Source organism: Gillisia sp. JM1 (genome assembly GCF_000424645.1).
In the GTDB taxonomy this organism is placed as follows: Bacteria; Bacteroidota; Bacteroidia; order Flavobacteriales; family Flavobacteriaceae; genus Gillisia.
Window position 1 is genome coordinate 331,618 of record NZ_KE384218.1, and the last position, 22,767, is coordinate 354,384.

Here is a 22,767-nt window from a genome sequence, read left to right on the forward strand (position 1 = left end):
ATAAGATAGAGGATAAATATAAGAATTTCTATAAGCTATAAATTCTAAAAATTGTATTTTTGCTTTGTTTAATACAAAAGAAACATTAGTTTCCAAATATGGATAAATTTTCATTTCTTAACGCTGCACCTTCAGCCTATTTCGCCAATCTTTACGATCAGTATTTACAAAACCCGGATAATATAGAACCTAGCTGGAGAGCTTTCTTTCAAGGTTTCGACTTCGGAATGGAGCAAAATGGAGAGCTTTCTAAAGAAACGCACCAAGAAAATGGTGCTGCAAAACAGGAGTTTACATTAGCGGAAGTCCCGGAAAACATAAGAAAAGAGTTTCAGGTAATTAAGTTAATAGACGGATATAGAACTCGCGGACATTTGTTTACTAAAACAAACCCTGTAAGAGAACGTAGACAATATGTACCAACTTTAGCATTAGAGAATTTCGGTCTTTCTTCAGAAGACCTGGATAAAACTTTTAGTGCCGGAGAAATTATTGGTATTGGAACCACAACTTTAAAAGATATTGTGTCTCATTTAGAGACCATTTATTGCCAGTCTATTGGAGTAGAATATATGTATATCCGAAAGCCTGAGGAAATAGATTGGATTCAGAAAAAATTAAATATAAACGATAATCAGCCTAAGTTTACTGACGCTGAGAAAAAAAATATACTTTCAAAATTAAACAATGCAGTTTCTTTTGAAAGCTTTTTGCACACCAAATACGTAGGACAAAAACGATTCTCTCTGGAAGGAAACGAAAGTTTGATCCCTGCATTGGATACCATTATAGAAAAAGCGGCAGATCTTGGAGTGAAAGATTTTGTAATGGGAATGTCTCACCGCGGTAGATTGAATGCGCTTACCAATATCTTTGGAAAAAGCGCAAAAGATATTTTTAGCGAATTTGATGGCAAGGACTACGAACAGGACATTTTTGATGGAGATGTAAAATATCACTTAGGATGGACAAGTTGTAGAACTACTACAAATGGTAAAGAAATAAATATAAATATTGCGCCAAACCCATCTCACTTAGAGACTGTGGGAGCGGTTGTAGAAGGAATTTCCAGAGCAAAACAGGACAGGCATTATAAAGATGATTTTTCTAAAGTGCTCCCAATTATAGTGCATGGGGATGCGGCCATTGCTGGTCAAGGTGTGGTTTACGAGTTGGTGCAAATGGCACAATTGGAAGGTTATAAAACTGGCGGTACTATCCATATCGTAGTGAACAATCAAATTGGTTTTACTACGAACTATTTAGACGGTCGTTCTTCTACATATTGTACAGATGTTGGAAAAGTGACACTTTCTCCGGTGCTTCATGTAAATGCAGATGATGCAGAGGCTGTAGTTCACGCTGTTTTATTTGCGTTGGACTTCAGAATGAAATTTAAAAGAGATGTTTTTATAGATCTTTTAGGCTATAGAAAATACGGGCATAATGAAGGGGATGAACCTAGATTTACACAACCCAAACTTTATAAAGCAATTGCAAAGCATGAAAACCCTAGGGATATTTATGCAGAAAAACTGATAAAAAGTGGCGTAATTGAAGAAGGCTATGTTAAAAAGCTGGAAGAAGAATATAAGGCTAACTTAGAAGAAGAACTGGAAGATTCCAGAAAAGAAGATACTACAAGAATCACTCCTTTCATGCAAGATGAATGGGAAGGATTTGAGAATGTACGGGAAGACACCATGATGGCTCCTGTAGATACTACAATAGATATAAAGACGCTCGATAAGGTTGCAAAAGTGATCTCTAAGCTTCCTAAGGACAAAAAATTCCTTAGAAAGATTGCAAAACTTATAGAAGCAAGAGAGACTATGTATTTTGAAACCAACAAGTTAGACTGGGCGATGGCAGAATTGCTTGCTTATGGTACGTTGATGACTGAAGGATATAGTGTGCGAATGAGTGGACAGGATGTAGAAAGAGGGACTTTTTCTCATCGTCATGCTATTGTAAAAGTAGAAGACAGTGAAGAAGAGATCATACTTCACAATAATATTCCAGATAGGAAGGGTAGATTCTCTATTTATAATTCTCTATTATCGGAATATGGTGTCGTTGGTTTCGATTACGGATATGCCATGGCAAGTCCAGATACTTTAACTATTTGGGAAGCACAATTTGGAGATTTTGTAAACGGAGCCCAGATTATAATGGATCAATATCTTTCGGCTGCAGAAGATAAATGGAAACTTCAAAACGGATTGGTAATGTTATTGCCACACGGATATGAAGGGCAAGGAGCAGAACATTCATCTGGTAGAATGGAACGTTTCTTACAGCTTTGTGCAACAGACAATATGTTTGTGGCCGATGTTACAACCCCTGCAAATATGTTTCATTTGTTGAGAAGACAAATGAAGGTGAATTACAGAAAACCACTTATTATATTTACACCTAAAAGTTTACTAAGACACCCTAAGGTGATCTCTACTAAAGAGGAATTCGCAACAGGAACTTTCCAGACGGTGATAGATGATGCTTCAGCTAAAGTTGATAAAGTAAAATCCTTAGTATTTTGTACTGGGAAATTTTACTATGATCTTTTAGAGTATCAAGAAGAGAATAAGCGAGATGATATAGCGCTAGTTAGAGTAGAGCAATTATTTCCTTTACCGGAAAAGAAGATAAAAGAAGTAATGGCTAAATATAAGAATGCAGACGATATTGTTTGGGCTCAGGAAGAACCAAGAAATATGGGAGCATATAGTTACTTATTATTACATTTTGAAGAAGCAAAAAGCTTCAGAGTATGTAGTAGAAAATTCTATGGATCTCCGGCAGCGGGTAGTTCAGTAAGATTCAAAAAGCGACACGAAAAAGTAATTGCAAGTGTGTTTGATAAAACTATGGTTTAATCAAATTCCAATACTAATAAATAAAACATCCTTTCTTAGTAATAAGGAAGATTCAAAAACATAAAATAAAAGATCATGGCTTTAGAAATGAAAGTTCCTTCTCCGGGAGAATCTATTACAGAGGTTGAAATTGCTCAATGGCTTGTAGAAGATGGAGATTATGTAGAAAAAGATCAGCCAATTGCTGAAGTGGATAGCGACAAAGCAACCTTAGAACTTCCTGCTGAAGCTAGTGGAATTATCACATTAAAAGCTGAAGAAGGTGATGCTGTTGCTGTTGGTGCCGTAGTTTGTTTAATAGATACAGATGCTCCAAAACCAGGCGGGGACACTAAAGAAAAAACTAAAGAAAAAACGGAATCTAAAGACGACTCTAAGGATGAATCTGTAGAAGAGGAAGTTAAAGAGCAAAGGGAAGAAACCTCTACAAAAGCTAATAGCGATAAAGGAGAGGCTTTAACACAAACACCTTCTAAGCCTTCAACTCCTTCCCAAGTACAAGATAAAACTTATGCTACCGGAACTCCATCTCCTTCTGCCAAGAAGATTATGGATGAAAAAGGAATTGATTCTAAATCTGTTTCCGGATCTGGTCGTGACGGGAGAATTACCAAAGAAGATGCCGTTCAGGCTAAAGCTTCTATGGGAACTCCAGGGCCTGGAAAACGAGGCGAAGAGCGTAAGAAAATGTCTATGCTTCGTAGAAAGGTTGCGGAGCGTTTAGTAAATGTTAAAAATGAAACTGCCATGCTTACTACTTTTAACGAAGTGGATATGTCGGCAATTTTCTCTTTGCGTAAACAATATAAAGAGGAGTTTAAGGAAAAGCATGGAGTTGGACTTGGATTTATGTCCTTCTTTACCTTAGCAGTAGTTCGCGCCTTGGAATTATACCCAGATGTAAACTCTATGATAGATGGGGATTACCAAATAAAATTCGATTATAAGGATATAAGTATTGCGGTATCTGGTCCTAAAGGACTTATGGTGCCTGTAATGCGAAATGTTGAAAATATGGGCTTTAGAGCTGTAGAAGATGATGTAAAACGTCTAGCTCTAAAAGCTAGAGATGGAAATATTACCGTAGATGAAATGACGGGTGGTACTTTTACAATTACCAATGGTGGTGTATTTGGATCTATGTTATCTACTCCTATTATCAACCCACCTCAAAGTGCGATTTTAGGAATGCATAACATTGTTGAAAGACCAGTAGCAATAGATGGACATGTAGAGATAAGACCTATTATGTTTGTTGCTTTATCTTACGATCATAGGGTGATAGATGGTAGAGAATCTGTTGGTTTCTTGGTTGCGGTAAAAGAAGCATTAGAAAGTCCAGAGGAATTATTGATGGATAACGATGTGAAAAGAGCCTTGGAACTATAGTTCAACAAGATTATTAAATAAAAAAAGCTCGCAACTTTAGAAGTTGCGAGCTTTTTTTTGGCTTATTTCAATCAAAATAATGCTATCAATGTTAGTATATTCAAAAGAAGTATTGCAATAGTTGCTATTGCAAGCAAAACAAATGCCGCATTAGTAAAACCTTTTCTTTTTGCTAAACTTTCTATGATATCTATTTTCATATTCAAATTTAGCAGGAAACAATGGATAATTTAATGGGGGTTTTTCCCCATTTTCATAAATTATTTTAAATACAGGGCTTTATTTTTATAATCTATAACTGCTTTTCCTTTTTTTAATATATCTGCACCAATAATTCCATGTACTTTTTCAGCTTTATGGTTTACTAAGGCTTCATTTACATGGGTAAGATCAAAAAGAACGAGGTCCAGTTTTTTGGTTTTCCAGCCCTCAATTTCAATACTATTCTTTAAAGCGATCTGGGTTAACATATTGGTACCGCCAGCTCCTGCGGCTCTAATCTTACTTTCTTCGCCCAACAACTTAAAATGAGCGGCAGCATCAAAACCAACACAGGTGCTAGAAGCACCAGTGTCTAGAATAAAATTACCCTGAACTTCATTTATTTTTGCCACCAATTCAAAGTGATTGGTTTCAGTATATTTTAATTTAATGCGATAATAGCCTTTGCGTTCTAATAATTTCCTAAGGGATGACATTCGTTATGTTTTGACAAAGATAGGTCTTCAAAATAAATTATTTTTGCAATTATGATTTTAACAGATACTCACACGCATTTATATAGTAAGGATTTTGATTCCGATAGGGAAGAAGCTATCAATAAGGCTATTGAAAAGGGAATCAGCCGCTTTTTTATCCCGGCTATAGATTCTTCTCATACAATAAGCATGTATGCTCTAGAAAATCAATTTCCAGACAATGTTTTTCTAATGATGGGATTACACCCAACCTCTGTTAAAGGCGATTTTGAAAAGGAATTACAACATATTGAAGAGCAATTTAAAAAAAGGAGTTTTTATGCTGTAGGTGAAATAGGGATAGATCTTTACTGGGATAGAACACTGCTTAAAGAACAGCAAATTGCCTTTAAGCGCCAAATTCAATTGGCCAAATCTAAGAATCTGCCAATTGTAATTCATTGTAGGGATGCATTCGATGAGGTTTTTGAAGTGTTGGAGTCTGAAAAAGGAAATGATCTTTTTGGGATTTTTCATTGTTTTACCGGTAATAAAGAACAGGCTTTAAAAGCGCTTTCTTATAATATGAAACTGGGAATAGGTGGTGTTGTCACGTTTAAAAATGGGGGTTTAGATAAATTTTTAGCTGAAATACCTATTGAGTATATAGTTTTAGAGACAGATTCACCCTATTTAGCTCCTGCGCCACACAGAGGGAAAAGAAATGAAAGTGCTTACATTCAGATAATAGCAGAAAAAATCGCAGCTCTTTACGAGCTCGATCTAGAGGAGGTTGCTGCTATTACCACGAAAAACTCCAAAGATATATTCGGTGTGTAATGTGGGGAATTAACATATTATTTTGTTCTTTTGTGAAGCTAACCAAATATTGTACGTGTCCAACTTCGAAGAAATAAGATTTTATAATGATAATGAGGTGCAAGCTGCTCTAAATAAGTATGCTAATCACCCAATGGTTAAAACCTTGTTACAATTTACATTTCCTGAAATGTCATTCGAGGAGATTAAACAAATCTTAGACGATTGCCATTCTATCCGAGATTTTCAAGGAAAAGTCATTTATCATTCCGTAAGAAAAGTATTAGAAAAAAGCTCTGAGGGGCTTTCTTATAGTGGCTTTGAAAATCTAAAAAAAGATGAATCTTATATGTTTATTTCTAATCATAGGGATATCATATTAGATACCAGCCTAATTAATTATGCTTTATATGAGCAAGATTTAGTGATGACTGCTTCAGCGATTGGAGATAATCTAGTGCAAAAACCATTTTTATTATTATTATCCAGACTCAATAGAAATTTTCTTGTTCAACGTGGACTTACTCCTAGGGAGATGCTTCGCAGTTCATTGAACCTTTCAGAGTATATTCGGCATTTATTGCTAGAAGAGAATAGATCTGTTTGGATGGCACAACGAGAAGGTCGTACCAAAGACGGCAATGATGTTACTCAACAAGGAGTTCTTAAAATGATTGCTATGGCTAAAGGCGATATGAGTATTTCTGAATATTTTTCAAAAATTAAAATTGTTCCAGTTTCCATCTCATACGAGTTTGACCCTACAGATGTTCTTAAAATGCCAGAATTGATGGCTAAAAGAAATGAAGTGATTTATAAAAAATCTGAGCACGAGGATTTCAACTCTATTCTGAAGGGTGCTTTGGGTAATAAGGGAAGGATCCATATTACTGCGGGAGAAATCCTAGATGAAAATTGGTTTAATGAATTAGAGAAAACAGAAAACTCTGTTAATGATCAACTAAAAACTATTGCTGGAGCTATTGATTCTAAGATCTATAAAAATTACAAACTTTGGCCTGCAAATTATGTAGCCTGCGACCTTCTAAATAATTCTGAAGTTCACGCCAGCAGATATACAGACAAGGAGAAAAGGCAGTTCGAGAGAAGGTTATCTCGCCGGGTGGACGTTAAAAATGCACTTGAAGTTAATAGTTACCTTTTAATGTATGCTAATCCTGTGATAAATCATGAAGCCCTGAATGAAAACAAAATCTAATATTTTATTGATCTATACCGGTGGAACCATTGGTATGATTAAAGATTTTGAAACCGGGGCTCTAAAGGCCTTTAATTTTAGTGAATTGCTTCAAAATATTCCTGAGTTAAAGCTACTGGAACATTCCATAGATACCGTGAGTTTTAAGGAGCCCATAGACTCTTCTAATATGAACCCAGGGAATTGGATTCGAATTGCAGAGATCATTGAAGAGAGATACGAGGATTATGACGGATTTGTGGTCCTACATGGGAGCGATACCATGTCTTATACTGCTTCTGCCTTAAGCTTCATGTTTGAGAATCTTACAAAACCAGTTGTTTTTACGGGTTCTCAATTACCTATTGGTGATTTAAGAACAGATGCCAAAGAAAATCTAATTACAAGTATTCAAATTGCAGGATTGCAAAAACAAGGAAGGCCTGTTATTTCCGAAGTTTGTCTTTATTTTGAATATAAATTATATAGAGCCAATAGAACTACGAAGATAAATGCAGAACATTTTCAGGCATTTTCATCTTCAAATTATCCACCTTTAGCAGAGTCTGGAGTATATTTATCTGTAAATCATTCGGCTCTTTGGTCAACAAATAGAAGAAAAAGGGTGAAATTGCATAAAGATTTCAACTCAGATGTGCTTATTTTAAAGATATTTCCGGGAATAACGGAAAGTACAGTTGCGCATATTTTGGCGAAGAAAAATCTGCGAGGCGTCATATTAGAGACATTTGGTAGCGGAAATGCACCAACAGATGCGTGGTTTATTAATTTACTAAAAAAGCATATTTCTAAAGGTTTAGTGGTCATTAATGTCACTCAGTGTGTTGCGGGCAGTGTGGCCATGGGCAATTACGAGACAAGTACGCAATTAAAGAAAATAGGAGTGGTGTCTGGTAAAGACATTACTACAGAAGCCGCAATAGCAAAATTAATGTACCTTTTAGGAAAAAAATTATCACCTAAAGTATTCAAAACCATCTATGAGACTTCCTTACGTGGGGAAATGTTATAAATATTAACGATTCTTATTTTGATGGTAATTTTTTTTTTTTGTTATTTGGCACACTAATTAAAATAAACAAATTAGAGAGGTGGCCGAGTGGTCGAAGGCGCACGCCTGGAAAGCGTGTATACGCCAAAAGCGTATCGAGGGTTCGAATCCCTTCCTCTCTGCAATTTATTTTTATTAAAAGTTTATTTTTATATCTTTAACCCTTTAACTAATTAATTTAAGACAAACAGTAATGAAAAGATTATTTTCAACTTTGGTAATCGCTTCGATTATGTTATTTGGAGCAGCACAAGCTAATGCGACAATTAATGTAAACATCTTACCTGATAATATCCAGACGATTGTTCAGGATGACGAAGCAAGCCTCGACACAGAAGAGGAAGATTTAGGTTTTCACCAAGAACTTAAAAAGCGTTTTATAGAAGGTGGTGCCGGATTTATGGGTATCGTACTTTTATGTTTAATTCTTGGTTTGGCCATAGCCATTGAGAGAATTATCTTTTTAAATTTATCTACAACAAATACTAAGAAATTAGCTCAAGATGTTGAAGATGCATTGAATAATGGCGGAGTAGAAGCTGCTAAAGAAATTTGTAGAAACACAAGCGGACCAGTTGCCTCTATCTATTACCAAGGTTTAGATCGTGCAGACGAAAGTATTGAAGCTGCTGAGAAAGCTGTTGTTGCTTACGGTGGTGTGCAAATGGGACAACTTGAGAAGAATGTTTCTTGGGTATCTTTATTTATCGCTTTGGCTCCGATGTTAGGATTCATGGGAACGGTAATTGGGATGATTCAAGCCTTCGATAAAATTGAAGCAGCTGGAGATATGCAACCTTCATTGGTAGCGGGTGGTATTAAAGTAGCACTTCTTACAACTGTATTTGGTTTGATCGTAGCGATTATTCTTCAAATTTTTTATAATTATATCATCGCTAAGATTGATAGTATTGTAAATGATATGGAAGATGCTTCTATCCTATTAATCGACATGTTGGTTGATTACAAAAACAAAAAAAGAATCTAAGAAATAATAAATCATGACCATACACAAAGTTTTAAAATATTTAGCACTTGTTATTGGTGTAATAGGTCTTATCCTTCTGGGTAGAATTATTATAGCTGGTGATGATGCTATTTCCGCCTCAGCGGCAGATCAAAATAGTTTACTTGAACCTATGATGTGGGTTGGCTATATTGTATTAGCTATTTGTATATTAATAGTATGTTTCTTTGTAATTAAAGGATTGTTCTCTGGTAATGTGAAGAACACACTTATTTCAGTAGGAGCATTTTTATTAGTTATAGTTATAGCTTACGTATTAACTGATGGTACAGAAGTTCAACTTAAAGACGGTGATACTTTATCTGCAAGTGCAGATCATTGGGTTGGTGCCGGCTTGGTAATGTTTTACATTCTAGCTGCAATAGCAGTGGGAGCGATGGTACTTTCCGGAGTAAGAAAATTAATAAAATAAATTATGGCTAAAAGATCAGCACCAGAGGTTAATGCGGGCTCTATGGCCGATATAGCATTTTTGCTATTAATTTTCTTCTTGGTAACTACAACAATTGAGACCGATAGGGGAATCAGCCGTAAATTGCCCCCTATTCAAGATGAGGACGTTGTGCCGCCAGTAATTAAGCAGAAAAACATCTTTACTGTAATCGTTAATAGAAATAACGATTTATTAGTTGAAGATCAAGTAATGCAACTGAGTGAACTACGTCAAGCTGCGAAAGATTTTCTTGATAATGGAGGAGGAGTTGGTGAAGATGGATGTACTTACTGTAAAGGAGCTAGAGATCCACAAGCATCAGATAATCCTAAAAAAGCTATTATCTCATTGGTAAATGACCGTCAAACTGAGTATAGAACTTATATCTCTGTACAAAACGAATTGGTTGCTGCTTACAATGAACTAAGAAACAGGGAATCGCAAAGACTTTACAGTATGGATTTTACTGAAATGGAAGCTAAATACAACGATCCTAATTTTAAAGGTAATAAGGATAAGATGGAAGAGCAGATAGATCAAGTAAAAGAAATGTACCCTCAGTTATTGTCTGAAGCAGAGCCAAAAAGCTCTTAGATTTAAAAAAATTTAATTCAATCTAGTTATGTCTAAATTTAAAAAGAAAAAGAGTGGTGAATTACCAGCGGTAAATACGGCATCGTTGCCAGATATCGTTTTTATGTTGCTTTTCTTTTTTATGGTGGCTACGGTAATGCGTCAAAACACTTTGATGATTGAAAATAAGTTACCCTTCGCAGATCAAGTGGAAAAGTTGGATAGAAAGGAATTGGTGATGTATATTTATGCAGGAAAACCAAGTTCTAGATATACTCAGAAATTTGGTAGTGAAGCTCGAATTCAGTTAAACGATAAATTTGCGTCGGTAAGTGATGTCCAAAAATTTATTTATGCAGAAAGAGAGACTAAACGTGAAGAGTTGATTCCTTATTTAACAACAGCTTTAAAGGTAGATGTTGACACTAATATGGGGTTGGTATCAGATATCAAACAAGAATTAAGAAAGGCAGAAGCGCTTAAAATTAACTACACAACCCGAATAGGAGAAGTAGCTAAGAATAATTAAGATCTGTTACATTACTGTTTATAAAACATCCCATCTGGATCTACCAGATGGGATGTTTTTTTTATATTTAACTTTCTGAATGTGCACAGGAATTAACCCTTTGAAAATGAAAAAACTTCTATTTTTTGCATTTGGTCTTTTTACAATGTTCCCTACATTTTCCCAGGCTACTGCAGTAGATACGCTTTTGAAACCTATAGATAGTCTATATAGAGAAGATCAATTGTATGTGGGGTTAACTTTTCACCTTTTGACAGATCTTCCAGAATCTGTTGCCCAGTCTGGATTTTCTGGGGGGGTTCATCTTGGTTTTATTAGGGATTTTCCTCTCAATAAACGCCGGAATATAGCTTTAGGTGCTGGATTGGGTTGGTCCTTAAATTCCTATGGCCAAGAAATGTTTATTGGGGAAGATGAAAATAATAATACGATCTTCAGAAATCTAAGTGATCCAGAAGTAAATTATGACTTTAATAGATTTTCTACTCAACTTTTGGAGGTACCCCTAGAATTTAGATGGCGAACTTCTACTCCAGACTCTTATAAGTTCTGGAGAATATATACAGGATTTAGATTGGGGTATATTTATTATTTTAAGTCTAATTATAGACAAGACTCTAATCAAGTCATTCAAACCGATGTCCCGGAACTGGATAGATTGCGGTTAGGAACTACTTTTACCTTTGGTTACAATACCTTCAATTTTCACGTGTATTATAGCTTAAATCCCTTCTTTAAGGATGCTCAACTCAATAACACGCCAGTGGGAATAACTACTTTTAAACTTGGCTTGATGTTCTATATTTTATAACCAATAATTAAGTACTATTAATTGAGGTAAAAAGCCAATAAAAAACCCAAGTAATAATTCTAACCAAGTATGGGCTTTATAATGTAATCTGGAAGTTGCGGTTAGCCCCAAGGCAGCTATTAAAAAGGCTATAACGTATATTAGATTTAGTCTATAGTAAATACTAAGAGCTAATACGAACATAAAAATCCCCGAGAGGCCTAACATATGTAGGCTTATTTTTAATTTGAGCCATGCCAAAATAAATGCTGTTATTATTGAAAACAAGATACCCACAAAAAAATAATATAATGCTGGGTAATTGTAAATGTTTAAGATCTGATAGAGGTTTAGGCCAATAAGTAAACTATAAAAAAATAGGGGCCAACGGCGTTGTCTAACATCTTTGAGAAAAACAGACTCTGCCTTGCCTAAATTTTTCAGAAGAAAGTAAAAGACAACTGGAATGAACAGAGTGGTAATTGCAATAGCCAATAATTTGGCTTGAATCAGTGAAAAAGGAAAAAATCTTGGAGTAACTACAAAGTAAAATAAACTTCCAGCAAAAGGCATCCATAATGGATGAAAAATATAGGAAGCGCTTTTAATCAGGAACTTCATTAAATCTCTTTTCTCATTCGAGCTACCGGAATATCCAGTTGTTCTCTATATTTTGCAACTGTTCTCCTTGCAATAGGGTATCCTTTTTCTAGCAATAACTTTGCAAGTTTATCATCGGTTAAAGGCTTGCGCTTATCTTCTTCATCAATAGATATTTCCAAGATCTTTTTGATCTCTCTGGTAGAAACCTCTTCTCCTTGGTCGTTCGTCATAGATTCAGAAAAGAATTCCTTAATAAGCTTGGTTCCGTAAGGAGTGTCTACATACTTACTGTTTGCAACCCGAGATACAGTGGAAACATCCATTCCAATCTCATCTGCAATATCCTTTAAGATCATAGGGCGTAAATTACGCTCATCTCCACTCAGGAAGAATTCTTTTTGATAATTCATGATAGAACTCATTGTAACCATCAGAGTCTGCTGGCGCTGCTTAATTGCATCTATAAACCACTTTGCAGAATCCAGCTTCTGTTTTATAAACATTACCGCGTCCTTTTGCGATTTTGTTTTTTCTTTAGACTCTTTATAACCTTTAAGCATATTGCTGTAATCATTAGAAATATGCATTTCTGGAGCATTTCTACCATTCAAGGTCAATTCCAATTCTCCATCAATAATTTTAATGGCAAAATCTGGAATAACATGCTCCACCATTCTTAAGTTACCAGAAAAAGCACCACCCGGCTTCGGATTCAAATGCTCGATTACATCTATCGCATCTCTAAGTTCATCTTCAGAAATATCATGCTTTGCAAGTAATTTGTTATAATGCTTTTTGCTGAAGTGATCGAAAGATTTATCAAGCAGGTCTGTCGCCAATGAAACCTCTTTAGTTGCTTGCTTGCGCTTCAATTGTATTAGTAAACACTCCTGAAGCGAACGTGCTCCAACCCCTGCAGGATCTAATTCCTGAACTTTCTTTAAAACTTTTTCAACCGATTCTTCATCGGTATAAACGTTCTGGGTAAAGGCAAGATCATCTACTATATCTTGTAAGGTCCTTCTTATATAGCCACTTTCATCTACACTACCCACAAGAAAATCTGAGATCTCTCTTTCGAGGTCCGTTAGTCTGAAAGTGCTTAATTGACTCTTTAAATGTTGTGCGAAGGAAGTGCCAGAAGCATAAGGCACATTTTTTTCTTCATCATCTGCACTATAGTTATTTGCCTGAAGCCTGTAATTTGGTGTCTCATCATCACTTAGATAATCGTCTACATTAATATCGGTATCTATAGTGTCGCTATCATCATTATCATATTCGTCGTTGGAAAACTCATCATCGAATTCTGCATCTAAGTCTTCTTTCCCATCTTCCAGCGCAGGATTTTCCTCTAGTTCCTCCTTGATACGCTGCTCGAAAGCCTGCGTAGGCAACTGGATAAGCTTCATCAACTGTATTTGCTGAGGGGAGAGCTTTTGAGATAATTTAAAATTTAATTGCTGCTTTAGCATAGGTGATAAATTGCGCTTTACACAAAAATAAGCAAAAAGCATGCTATTGTAGCTTTGGCATCCATATTGCTTTCGTAAAATTTTGTTAAGAATGGCTCTCGAGAAGCTAACTAACTGCCTTGCTGAATTTTGAAGGAAACTCTAATTCTAATTTTAGAGGAGTTTTGTATATAGGATGTTCGAGTTCTAAACCTATTGCCGCAAGATAAAGTCCTTTTTTTCTGAAGGGATTCTCGCCAGAACCGTATAATTTATCGTCTACTATAGGAAAGCCAGAAGTGGAGAGATGAATTCTTATTTGATGGGTTCTCCCTGTTTTTGGAGCAACTTCTAGTAAGGAATAAATACGCTCTTGATGTTGAAAGGATTTCAGCGTTTTATAAGTAGTAAAAGCCTCTTTTCCCTCTATACTGGTTTGAATAGATGCTTGTATAGGAGTTTCGCCAGTAACCAATGCTAAATATGTCTTATGGATCTTCTTTTCCTCGAAATCCTGATGCAACTGCAGTTGCGCCGACTTTGTTTTTGCAATGATCAATAGGCCACTTGTGGGATTATCGAGTCTGTGAACAGGAACGGGGTAGGGCAAAGCATCAGGAAGAGATGAGAGTTTTAGGTTGAAGGGGAGAGCGTGTTCTATTGTTTTAAAATAATTTCCGCTTGTTGGATATCCGGATGGCTTATTGATAATTGCCAAATACTCATCTTCAAAAACCACTTCCAATTTAAGTTGGAAGATTTTAAGTTGTTTTTCTTCTTTCTGAATATAATCTATTTGCTGGTGCTCCTCTATCCAATCTGAAGTTTGAGCAATCTTTCCATTTAAAAGAATTTCTTCTTTTTTGATGGCTTTTTTAAGTCCGCTTTTGGAAGGTAGCATTCTAAATATTCCAACCGCGTATTCCTGCAGTCGTATTTTGGAAGCGACTGCAGGAACAATATGCGATTCGATAATTTTCAATTATATAATTTTAAAATTCTGCATTTTGAGGTGTTCTAGGGAAAGGGATGACATCTCTTATGTTTGTCATTCCTGTTACAAATAGAACTAACCTTTCGAAACCAAGTCCGAAACCACTGTGAACACAAGTTCCAAATTTACGGGTATCTAAATACCACCAAAGTTCTTTCTCGTCGATATCCAGGGCTTTCATTTTCTCTTTAAGAACATCTAAACGTTCTTCTCTTTGAGAGCCTCCAACAATCTCTCCAATCCCAGGAAACAAGATGTCCATGGCTCTTACTGTTTTTCCATCTTCATTAAGACGCATATAAAAAGCCTTGATATTTGCAGGATAATCAAAAAGGATCACAGGGCATTTAAAGTGTTTTTCAACTAAAAAGCGTTCATGCTCACTTTGAAGATCTGCTCCCCATTCTTCGATTGGGTATTGGAATTTTTTCTTTTTGTTCGGCTTAGAATTTTTTAAGATATCTATCGCTTCAGTATAACTTACTCTTTTGAAATTATTCTCTGTTACGAATTTTAATTTCTCTAGTAGATCTAGTTCACTTCGCTCTGCAGCTGGTTTTGTCTTTTCATCGTCCTTCAATCTGTTTTCAAGAAATTCAAGATCATCTTTACAATTCTCCAGAACGTAAGAAACCACATATTTTATAAAATCTTCTGCAAGATCCATGTTTCCATCCAGGTCACAAAAAGCAACTTCTGGCTCTATCATCCAAAATTCTGCTAAATGCCTGGAAGTATTAGAATTTTCTGCTCTAAAAGTTGGTCCAAAAGTATATACCTGGCCAAGTCCCATTGCATAAGTTTCAGCTTCTAATTGACCAGAAACCGTAAGATTTGTTTCTTTTCCGAAGAAATCTTCTTTATAATTTATATTCCCTTTTTCGTCTCTTTCAGGATTATTCAAGTCCATTCCAGTTACCTTGAACATCTCTCCAGCACCTTCGGCATCACTACCTGTAATTATTGGGGTGTTCACGTAATGGAAATTATTCTGCTGAAAATAACTATGTACCGCAAAAGACAGCTTGCTACGAACACGCATCACCGCTCCAAAGGTATTGGTACGAATCCTTAAATGTGCTTGTTCCCGTAATTTTTCAAGGCTATGTTTTTTTGGAGACAAGATCGTTAATTTCACCTCTTCTGGATTGGCATCACCAAGAATCTCTAAAGAAGTTACCTCTACTTCAACACTTTGCTGGCTCCCCAAACTTTCTTTTAAAGTCCCTTTGATCATTAAAGCAGCTCCTACAGTAATTCGTTTTAAAACATCTTCTGGAGTGTTTTCAAAATCAATAACACATTGTAAGTTATTTATGGTAGAACCATCATTTACGGCTATAAATCTATTACTTCTAAAAGATCGTACCCATCCTTTTACTTCAACTTCCTGTAAGAATTGATCGCTGTTTAATAAATCAGCAATTTTTGCTTTTATCATTTTACATATATTTTTATAGGGATTCAAAGATAATTTTTCCTAGCTAGCTTAACAAGAACCCCATATTTATTTTCCCTCATTGAGGGTTTTATTCTCCATCCAAATAGCTATCGGGATGACTCGAAATTTTAATTATGTTTCGAACATTGATTCTTAAGCTAAGCTCGAGGTATCTGATCATCATTTTCGTCATCTGATAAATCATCGTCCTCATTCTCGATAATCTGCATAGAAGGTTCCTTTAAGATCTCTTTATTGGCAATACTCTTTTCTAAAGAAAGCAACAGCGATGGCAATAACAACAAATTAGATAACATGGCAAATAAAAGAGTTGCTGAAACCAATCCTCCTAATGCTACGGTACCTCCGAAACTACTGATCATAAATACTGAAAATCCGAAGAACAAGACTATAGAAGTATAAAACATACTTACTGTAGTTTCTCTTAAAGAAGCATACACAGATCTTTTGATCTTCCAGTTGTTTGCTTTTAATTCCTGCCTATATTTTGCCAGAAAATGTATGGTGTCGTCAACCGAGATTCCGAAAGCAATACTAAATACTAGAATTGTAGACGGTTTAATAGGTATTCCTAAGAAGCCCATCATTCCTGCGGTTATAATTAATGGTAACAAGTTAGGTATTAGCGAGATGAGGATCATTCTAAAAGATCTGAACATCCATGCCATTAACAATGCAATCAATAATATAGCAAGTGAAAGTGAAATGATAAGGTTTTTCACTAAATAGGTGGTTCCTTTTTGGAAAATCAGTGCTTTCCCGGTAAGGGAGATATCATATCTATCTGGAGGAAATATTTTATTGATCTGAGGCCATAAACCGGCTTCAATTCGCTCCATTTCTTCTGTGCCAATATCCTTCATAAATGTAGTCATTCTGGCATACCGCCCTGTGGTGTCTACATATGAATTTAACAGATTACCTTCAGAAGAAATTCCTTTTAAATAAGGAGCGATGAAGTTTTGTTCCTGAGAAGTGGGTAATTGGTAATACTTTGGATTCCCATTATAATAAGCCTGCTTAGAATATTTAGCGAGTCTTACCAGGGATAGGGGAGAAGATAATTCTGGAACCTCATCTATAGTATTCTCCAATCTTTCCATTTTCTTTAAAGTGGAAAGTTTTAGTGCACCTTTAGGCTTCTTAGTGTCTATTAAGATCTCCAATGGCATTACTCCGTTGAATTCTTCTTCAAAAAATTCGATATCTTTGAAAAAAGCTGCATCCTGTGGCATATCCTCCAACAAACTTCCTGAGGTCTTAATGGTATAAATACCTATAATGCTTAATACTAATAACGAAATGGAAGCAATATAGATAGCAATCCTATGATCACGAACCATACGTTCCACCCAATCTACAAATCCGCCGATCCATTTTTTGTTGAGATGCTTTAGGTGCTTGTCTTTTGGTAAAGACATATAGCTATAGATAATCGGGATGATCACCAAGCTTAAAATAAAAATGGCAATAATGTTAATGGAGGCGACAATACCAAATTCCTTTAATAGCTTACTGTCTGTAAGGATAAAGGTTGCAAAGCCAGAGGCAGTTGTTAGATTGGTAAGTAAGGTTGCATTTCCGACCTTGGTGATAACTCGTTGTAAGGACTTTGCCTTATTTCCGTGGTTTTTGATCTCCAGCTGATATTTATTGATCAGGAAAATACAATTGGGGACTCCAATTACAATGATAAGAGGAGGTATAAGCGCCGTAAGTACAGTGATCTCATAATGCAATAAACCAATTACTCCAAAGGCCCACATTACGCCAATAAGAACGGTAACCATTGAGATTAAGGTTGCTCTAACAGATCTGAAGAAAAAGAAGAAGATCAAAGAGGTTACAAGTAATGCTCCCCCAATAAATAAACCTATTTCGTCTATGATGTTTTGTGAGTTCAATGTTCTTATGTATGGCATCCCAGACACGTATACATTGATGTCATTATCTAGCTCGAATTGCTTAATAAGCGGCCCCAACTCCTCTATAACAAAGATCTTTCGTTCTTTGGAGTTAACTATTTCTTCTTTAATATAAAGTGCTGTTTGTACGGTATTGGTATTATTGCTATAAACCAGATTGTCGTAGAAAGGCAGTTTATTAAAAATCTCATCTTTATACCCAGCAACTTGAGTACTATCCAATTTCCCCTTTTTGAGTAACGGAACCATCTCCAACCTCTTAGGGTCATCGAATTTTTGTAATTTCTTTAAGTTGCCAAGAGAAATTACACTTTCTAATTCGGGATAAGTTTGTAATTTTTCTGAAAGTTTATTCCAGGCATTGAATTTTTCAGGAGTAAAAAGGGTGGAATCGTTTACCGCAAGAACTATAATGTTCCCTTCTTCCCCAAATTTGTCTAGAAAACTATTATAGGTAATGTTGATCTCGTGATCGTCTGGCAAAAGATTTGCCTCGGTATAAGAAAATCGCATATTTTGCCATTGTAAGGCAAGAAATATGGTAATACCAATAATAATAGCAATAATAACGAGCCTATTCCTAAGAATAACCCGAGCGATGGAATTCCAAAATCCAAAACTAAAAATTTTTGACATGCCTGTTTTTTGAGCGCGGGCAAAGTTAAGAAAAGCCTTGGTATTAAACACTTATTGAGGGTTTAATTCTCGTCCAGATAGCTGTGGTGAAGCCTCTAATTTTCAATAGAATTTTCCATCCTGATAATTATCAAGATATCGCTTATGAGCCTTACCTCAACCTTCGGACTGGCTTGTCCTGCGGTTCTTGATTTGGTTTTGAGTAAAGTAATCTTCTTTCTAAATTTTTAGGTTCAGGGTAAACTTAAAGGAGAAATTTTCTTTGAAGGTTGGTAGGTGATAGGCGCCGTACCTATAGGCGAAACTAAGCCCAAAACCACCAAGCAATTTGTTGAGTTCTAAGCCGGCTTCAGAATAACCGTGCTTTAAGGAATTGAATTCGATATTTTGATGCGCCTCAATATTATTAAAGTTTCCAATTATAAATCTATTAAGAAGAGCCAGTTCGGGTTTGTAAGTATCGGTAATTCTTATTGGACGAAACTGATGTCTAATGTGCAGCGCAGCTTGGCGATCACTAAAAAACTCATTAAAGTACATCGTTTCAAAACTGATCTTTCCTGCTATGGAGAATCTATTTAAGATTTCTGCTTTATTAGGATTGTTCGGGAAGGCGTGAAATGCATGTGTAAGCGGGATATCTCCAAAAGCATAATTTCCCTCTAATGTAAATTGAGTGTTAGAAAGATCCAGCCTATTTATTTGATATTCTACTTTTAATCCAACTTTGGTGAAATCAAAATCTCCCCCTAAAATATTCGAAAAACTTTTTGATACCTGCCCTGTGAACTGTGGATATCCTTTGTTAATTACCTGGTTGCTTTCTGGGGTATTCAAAAATGTACTAAAAGGACGATATAAGAAACCGAGTGTGGCTTCTGTAATGGTGTAATCTGTATATAGTTGATTACTATTTACAAAACCATAATCTCCTATTTGTGAGATATCACTTTTATTAATCACCCATTCTGTCGCTAGTTTTGGAGTGAACCTATGGGTGAGTCCAGCTTGTAGTGCTTTATATTTGTAGTAAAAAGTAATGTTTGCAAATCGGGGTTCTAAGATGGAGAAATCATTGACACTTTTCAAATATTTATAGGCTCCTACTTCACTAATATCATCGCTATATTCAATATCTAACCAAGTGTCGCTGCGTTTTCTTAGCAACTTTCCTGCACCAATTCCATATTTGAACTTTGCATCTTTAAAACCATAAACTAGATAGCCATGTAGCCTTATTTTTTCAGAAAAATCAGCATTTGTTGTTCCTCCAGCTCCTAGCCGAATCCCTTCGTAATTGTTGAATTTAAAAAATTTACTGATATCAAAATCCCACACTCCGGCAGGTAAACTACCATTGGAAATCGCTTTTTTAAATCTGATCTTAGACTCTATGTTTCGAGTTCTTATTATACTGTCTACTTTTTGAGAAGTAAGCTCATCTTTTATAGAAAATGGAATTTGTCGATTGGCTTCCCAGTAATTAACAGACTTTTCATTTGCATCTTTTAATACATTTATAGTGGCTGCATATTTTGGAAAGGAAACTTCTTGGTTGAACTGAACATCGTAATTCACTGTAGTGGATTCCAAAAACAAACCCGATTCCACTTCTCCAGATCCAATAACCGTATTTAAAATAGATTTTTTACGCTGCACTGTTCCTAAAGAAATACTTCCGCCAAATACAGAAATATCTTTACCTCCTGTACCAGGTTTTAATGTGATGGTTTGACCGCTGGGGAACCACAAATCTTGGTCATCATAATAATTATAGTTATGATCTATCACTAAATTTACCGCACCAAGCAGTTGTGCGGTTGCTTTTTGAATAGCATAGCTCGTGGTGTCTATGTATAAAACACCTTCTAATCCTGCGACTTTCTTTTCCCTTTTCGGTTTAAAGTAGATCATATAAGAAGGTCTTCCTTCTACGCTTGTAGTGTCTAATATTTTATAAGAATAATTATTGAATGCCCCATTTGCAAGAGGGCCTGCATAATCTGTATCAAATAATTGATAGTTGTTCTTGTAAAGAGAAAGAGGTTCTGCTTTTAAAGCCAATACATCGTAAACTGGCTTGTTAAAACCTGCCGTCTTAATGCCTTCTACTAATTCTTTTCTCTTATTGGGTTTAATAAATAAGTGAGTTGCAGTTTTTTCTGAAAGATAGGCTCGACCTTGATTGATGATCGTCCTAATTTCGATATTAGAAGTATCAGTTTGGGTACTAATACCTGAAGCATCATTATCTATAATAAATTTGTTGTAGCTTTTATATTGAAAGCTATTCAAAGCCTTCTCCGGGTCATTGTCATCTTTTCTTTCTATCGCTTTACGAATAATTTTATCTGTAGGGCTTTCTTCAGAATACAACATCACAGCCGAAAGGTCTTCAGTAAATGGCTGCAGTTTTATAATGTAGAAATCTGAAAACTTAGTGACTTCAATTTCTTTACTGGAAAAACCAATGTAAGAAACTTTCAAAATAGAGTCTTGTGCAGTTAATTGTAAACTAAAGCTTCCGTCTATATTGGTAAGAGTTTGTTTTTTTTCTGAAATCTTTATGGTAGCGTAGGCTAGAGGATCACCATTTACAGAATTTATTACCTGGCCATTAATAGTGTTTTGACCGATAAGGCTAGAATATGAAATAATAAATAAAGCTAGGGTAAGTAGTGTTCGCATAGATTTATCATTCCTCAGGCTAGTTGACCTAAAAAAATCGGCTTTAAAATATTTATAATACTTAGGTTAAACCAAATATAATATTCTAAAGCCGATTTTGATATATTTTAAGAGGATCTTAGGTTTAGATCGTCATGATTTCTTTTTCTTTAACATCTAAACTAGCATCTACTTTTTTAATATGAGTGTCTGTTAAAGTCTGAATATTTTCTTCAGCAATTTTAGTTTCATCTTCAGAGATCTCTAATTTCTTGATATCGTTATTAGCAACTTTCCTGTCATTTCTAATCCCGATCTTAGCTTCTTCAGCTTCAGCTTTTGCTTGCTTAACCAGTTCTTTACGTCTTTCTTCAGTTAAAGGCGGAACGCTAATGATAACACTTTCACCATTGTTCATAGGATTAAAGCCAAGATTAGCGAACATGATCCCTTTTTCAATGGCAGTTATCGAGCTTTTCTCGTATGGCTGGATAGTAAGTGTTCTCGCATCTGGCGTGTTGATGTTTGCAACTTGTGCTAAAGGAGTCATGCTACCATAATATTCTACCATTACACTTCCAAGCATGGCAGGAGTTGCTTTTCCAGCACGAATATTAAGAAACTGTTTCTCTAAATGCTTAATAGCATTGTGCATGTTCTCTTCTGTACTCTCTAGAATAAATTTTAAATCTTCGTTCATATTATTTAAACTTTAATACCTCAATAAGTGTTTAATTCTCCAACCCGATAGTTATCGGGATGACTCGATTTTTAAAAATTAGTTTTCAAACTTCTTGTCTTGTGCACTTGGCAACAATACTTCACTTAAAAAAGTTTGTATTTTTTAATCCCTCATTGAGGGTTTAATTCCCTGAGGCCTGCCCGAAACATTCAGGCGGACTTGCCTCGAGGTTATTGATTTTACCTATAAATTTACTTTGGTTCCAATAGTCTCACCTGTAACCACTTTTAACAGGTTTCCCTTGGTATTCATATCGAATACAATTATTGGTAATTCATTCTCTTGGCTAAGTGTAAATGCTGTTGTATCCATCACTTTTAAACCTTTGCGAATTACGTCATCGAAAGTGATAAAATCGAATTTTGTAGCTTCTTTATCTTTTTCAGGGTCTGCGGTATAAATACCATCTACTCTGGTTCCTTTCAATATAACATCTGCATGGATCTCGATAGCTCTAAGAACAGCAGCAGAATCTGTAGTGAAATATGGATTTCCTGTACCTCCACCAAAAATCACAACACGCCCTTTTTCTAGGTGACGAATTGCTCTTCTTCTTATAAATGGTTCTGCAACTTCATTTATTTGAATGGCAGATTGTAATCTTGTTTGTATTCCTGCATCTTCCAAGGATCCTTGTAATGCAAGTCCATTAATAACAGTTGCAAGCATTCCCATATGGTCTCCTTGTACTCTGTCCATTCCTTTACTTGCGCCGGCAACACCTCTAAAAATATTCCCACCTCCTATAACAATGGCAATCTCAACACCTTTATCTATCACAGTTTTTATTTCCTGTGCATATTCGGCCAAACGGTCAGGATCTATCCCATACTGTCTTTCGCCCATTAATGATTCGCCTGATAGTTTAAGAAGAATTCTTTTGTAGTGCATATCCTGTTTA

General features: G+C 35.6%; 19 protein-coding genes and 1 tRNA gene. 11 read left to right on the forward strand and 9 right to left on the reverse strand.

Features of this window, described 5'->3' with window-relative positions; all coding sequences use genetic code 11:
• Positions 1-98: 98 nt before the first annotated feature.
• Together H033_RS0104770 and odhB are read left to right on the forward strand one after the other, a co-directional pair.
• Positions 99-2,876, forward strand: a complete 2,778-nt coding sequence (locus tag H033_RS0104770; RefSeq protein ID WP_026837267.1) for a 2-oxoglutarate dehydrogenase E1 component — start codon at positions 99-101, stop codon at positions 2,874-2,876.
• 75 nt (positions 2,877-2,951) lie between these two features.
• Positions 2,952-4,265: a 2-oxoglutarate dehydrogenase complex dihydrolipoyllysine-residue succinyltransferase gene (odhB, locus tag H033_RS0104775; RefSeq protein ID WP_026837268.1), complete on the forward strand. Its 1,314-nt coding sequence runs from the start codon at positions 2,952-2,954 to the stop codon at positions 4,263-4,265.
• Positions 4,266-4,525: 260 nt separating this feature from the next.
• Here the strand turns inward: odhB and H033_RS0104785 are convergent, their stop codons facing one another.
• Positions 4,526-4,963, reverse strand: a complete 438-nt coding sequence (locus H033_RS0104785) for a TIGR02281 family clan AA aspartic protease (protein ID WP_026837269.1) — start codon at positions 4,961-4,963, stop codon at positions 4,526-4,528.
• Positions 4,964-5,014: 51 nt separating this feature from the next.
• On the opposite strand from H033_RS0104785, the gene H033_RS0104790 reads away from it, so the two are divergent.
• The 9 genes from H033_RS0104790 to H033_RS0104830 all read left to right on the forward strand — a co-directional run bounded on the left by H033_RS0104790 (position 5,015) and on the right by H033_RS0104830 (position 11,404).
• On the forward strand, positions 5,015-5,782 hold the full coding sequence (locus H033_RS0104790; RefSeq protein ID WP_026837270.1) for a TatD family hydrolase: 768 nt from the start codon (positions 5,015-5,017) through the stop codon (positions 5,780-5,782).
• 55 nt (positions 5,783-5,837) lie between these two features.
• Positions 5,838-6,980, forward strand: coding sequence for a 1-acyl-sn-glycerol-3-phosphate acyltransferase (locus tag H033_RS0104795; RefSeq protein ID WP_026837271.1), 1,143 nt, complete (start codon positions 5,838-5,840; stop codon positions 6,978-6,980).
• Positions 6,964-7,992: an asparaginase gene (locus H033_RS0104800; RefSeq protein WP_026837272.1), complete on the forward strand. Its 1,029-nt coding sequence runs from the start codon at positions 6,964-6,966 to the stop codon at positions 7,990-7,992. Before H033_RS0104795 ends, H033_RS0104800 begins: the two co-directional genes overlap by 17 nt.
• 73 nt (positions 7,993-8,065) lie before the next feature.
• Positions 8,066-8,153: transfer RNA gene (locus tag H033_RS0104805), tRNA-Ser, on the forward strand.
• A 71-nt stretch (positions 8,154-8,224) separates the two neighbouring features.
• Positions 8,225-9,019: a MotA/TolQ/ExbB proton channel family protein gene (locus H033_RS0104810; RefSeq protein ID WP_026837273.1), complete on the forward strand. Its 795-nt coding sequence runs from the start codon at positions 8,225-8,227 to the stop codon at positions 9,017-9,019.
• A 13-nt stretch (positions 9,020-9,032) separates the two neighbouring features.
• A complete protein-coding gene (locus H033_RS0104815) occupies positions 9,033-9,470 on the forward strand; it encodes a hypothetical protein (RefSeq protein WP_026837274.1) in 438 nt (145 codons plus the stop codon).
• Positions 9,471-9,473: 3 nt separating this feature from the next.
• A complete protein-coding gene (locus tag H033_RS0104820) occupies positions 9,474-10,085 on the forward strand; it encodes an ExbD/TolR family protein (RefSeq protein WP_026837275.1) in 612 nt (203 codons plus the stop codon).
• A 28-nt stretch (positions 10,086-10,113) separates the two neighbouring features.
• Positions 10,114-10,593 carry an ExbD/TolR family protein gene (locus H033_RS0104825; protein ID WP_026837276.1) on the forward strand — a complete coding sequence of 160 codons (480 nt, stop codon included), beginning with the start codon at positions 10,114-10,116 and terminating at the stop codon, positions 10,591-10,593.
• 106 nt (positions 10,594-10,699) lie between these two features.
• Positions 10,700-11,404 carry a porin family protein gene (locus H033_RS0104830; protein WP_026837277.1) on the forward strand — a complete coding sequence of 235 codons (705 nt, stop codon included), beginning with the start codon at positions 10,700-10,702 and terminating at the stop codon, positions 11,402-11,404.
• Here the strand turns inward: H033_RS0104830 and H033_RS0104835 are convergent.
• The 8 genes from H033_RS0104835 to pyrH form a co-directional block, all read right to left on the reverse strand.
• Complete coding sequence (locus H033_RS0104835) at positions 11,399-11,956, reverse strand: hypothetical protein (RefSeq protein ID WP_231367550.1); 558 nt, start codon at positions 11,954-11,956, stop codon at positions 11,399-11,401. The genes H033_RS0104830 and H033_RS0104835 overlap by 6 nt on opposite strands.
• Positions 11,957-12,003: 47 nt before the next feature.
• Positions 12,004-13,461 (reverse strand): RNA polymerase factor sigma-54, encoded by a 1,458-nt coding sequence (rpoN, locus tag H033_RS0104840; RefSeq protein ID WP_026837279.1) that lies wholly within the window; start codon positions 13,459-13,461, stop codon positions 12,004-12,006.
• A gap of 106 nt (positions 13,462-13,567) precedes the next feature.
• Entirely contained in the window at positions 13,568-14,422 is an 855-nt protein-coding gene (locus H033_RS0104845) for an RluA family pseudouridine synthase (RefSeq protein ID WP_026837280.1), read from the reverse strand.
• A 10-nt stretch (positions 14,423-14,432) separates the two neighbouring features.
• Entirely contained in the window at positions 14,433-15,875 is a 1,443-nt protein-coding gene (gene asnS, locus H033_RS0104850) for an asparagine--tRNA ligase (RefSeq protein ID WP_026837281.1), read from the reverse strand.
• 158 nt (positions 15,876-16,033) lie between these two features.
• Positions 16,034-18,457, reverse strand: a complete 2,424-nt coding sequence (locus H033_RS0104855; RefSeq protein ID WP_026837282.1) for an efflux RND transporter permease subunit — start codon at positions 18,455-18,457, stop codon at positions 16,034-16,036.
• 219 nt (positions 18,458-18,676) lie between these two features.
• The gene (locus H033_RS0104860; RefSeq protein WP_026837283.1) at positions 18,677-21,145 is read right to left on the reverse strand and encodes a DUF5686 family protein; all 2,469 of its coding nucleotides are present in this window, start codon (positions 21,143-21,145) and stop codon (positions 18,677-18,679) included.
• A 124-nt stretch (positions 21,146-21,269) separates the two neighbouring features.
• Positions 21,270-21,824: a ribosome recycling factor gene (gene frr, locus H033_RS0104865; protein WP_026837284.1), complete on the reverse strand. Its 555-nt coding sequence runs from the start codon at positions 21,822-21,824 to the stop codon at positions 21,270-21,272.
• Between the two features lie 225 nt (positions 21,825-22,049).
• Positions 22,050-22,757, reverse strand: coding sequence for a UMP kinase (pyrH, locus tag H033_RS0104870; protein ID WP_026837285.1), 708 nt, complete (start codon positions 22,755-22,757; stop codon positions 22,050-22,052).
• Between the last annotated feature and the right edge of the window lie 10 nt (positions 22,758-22,767).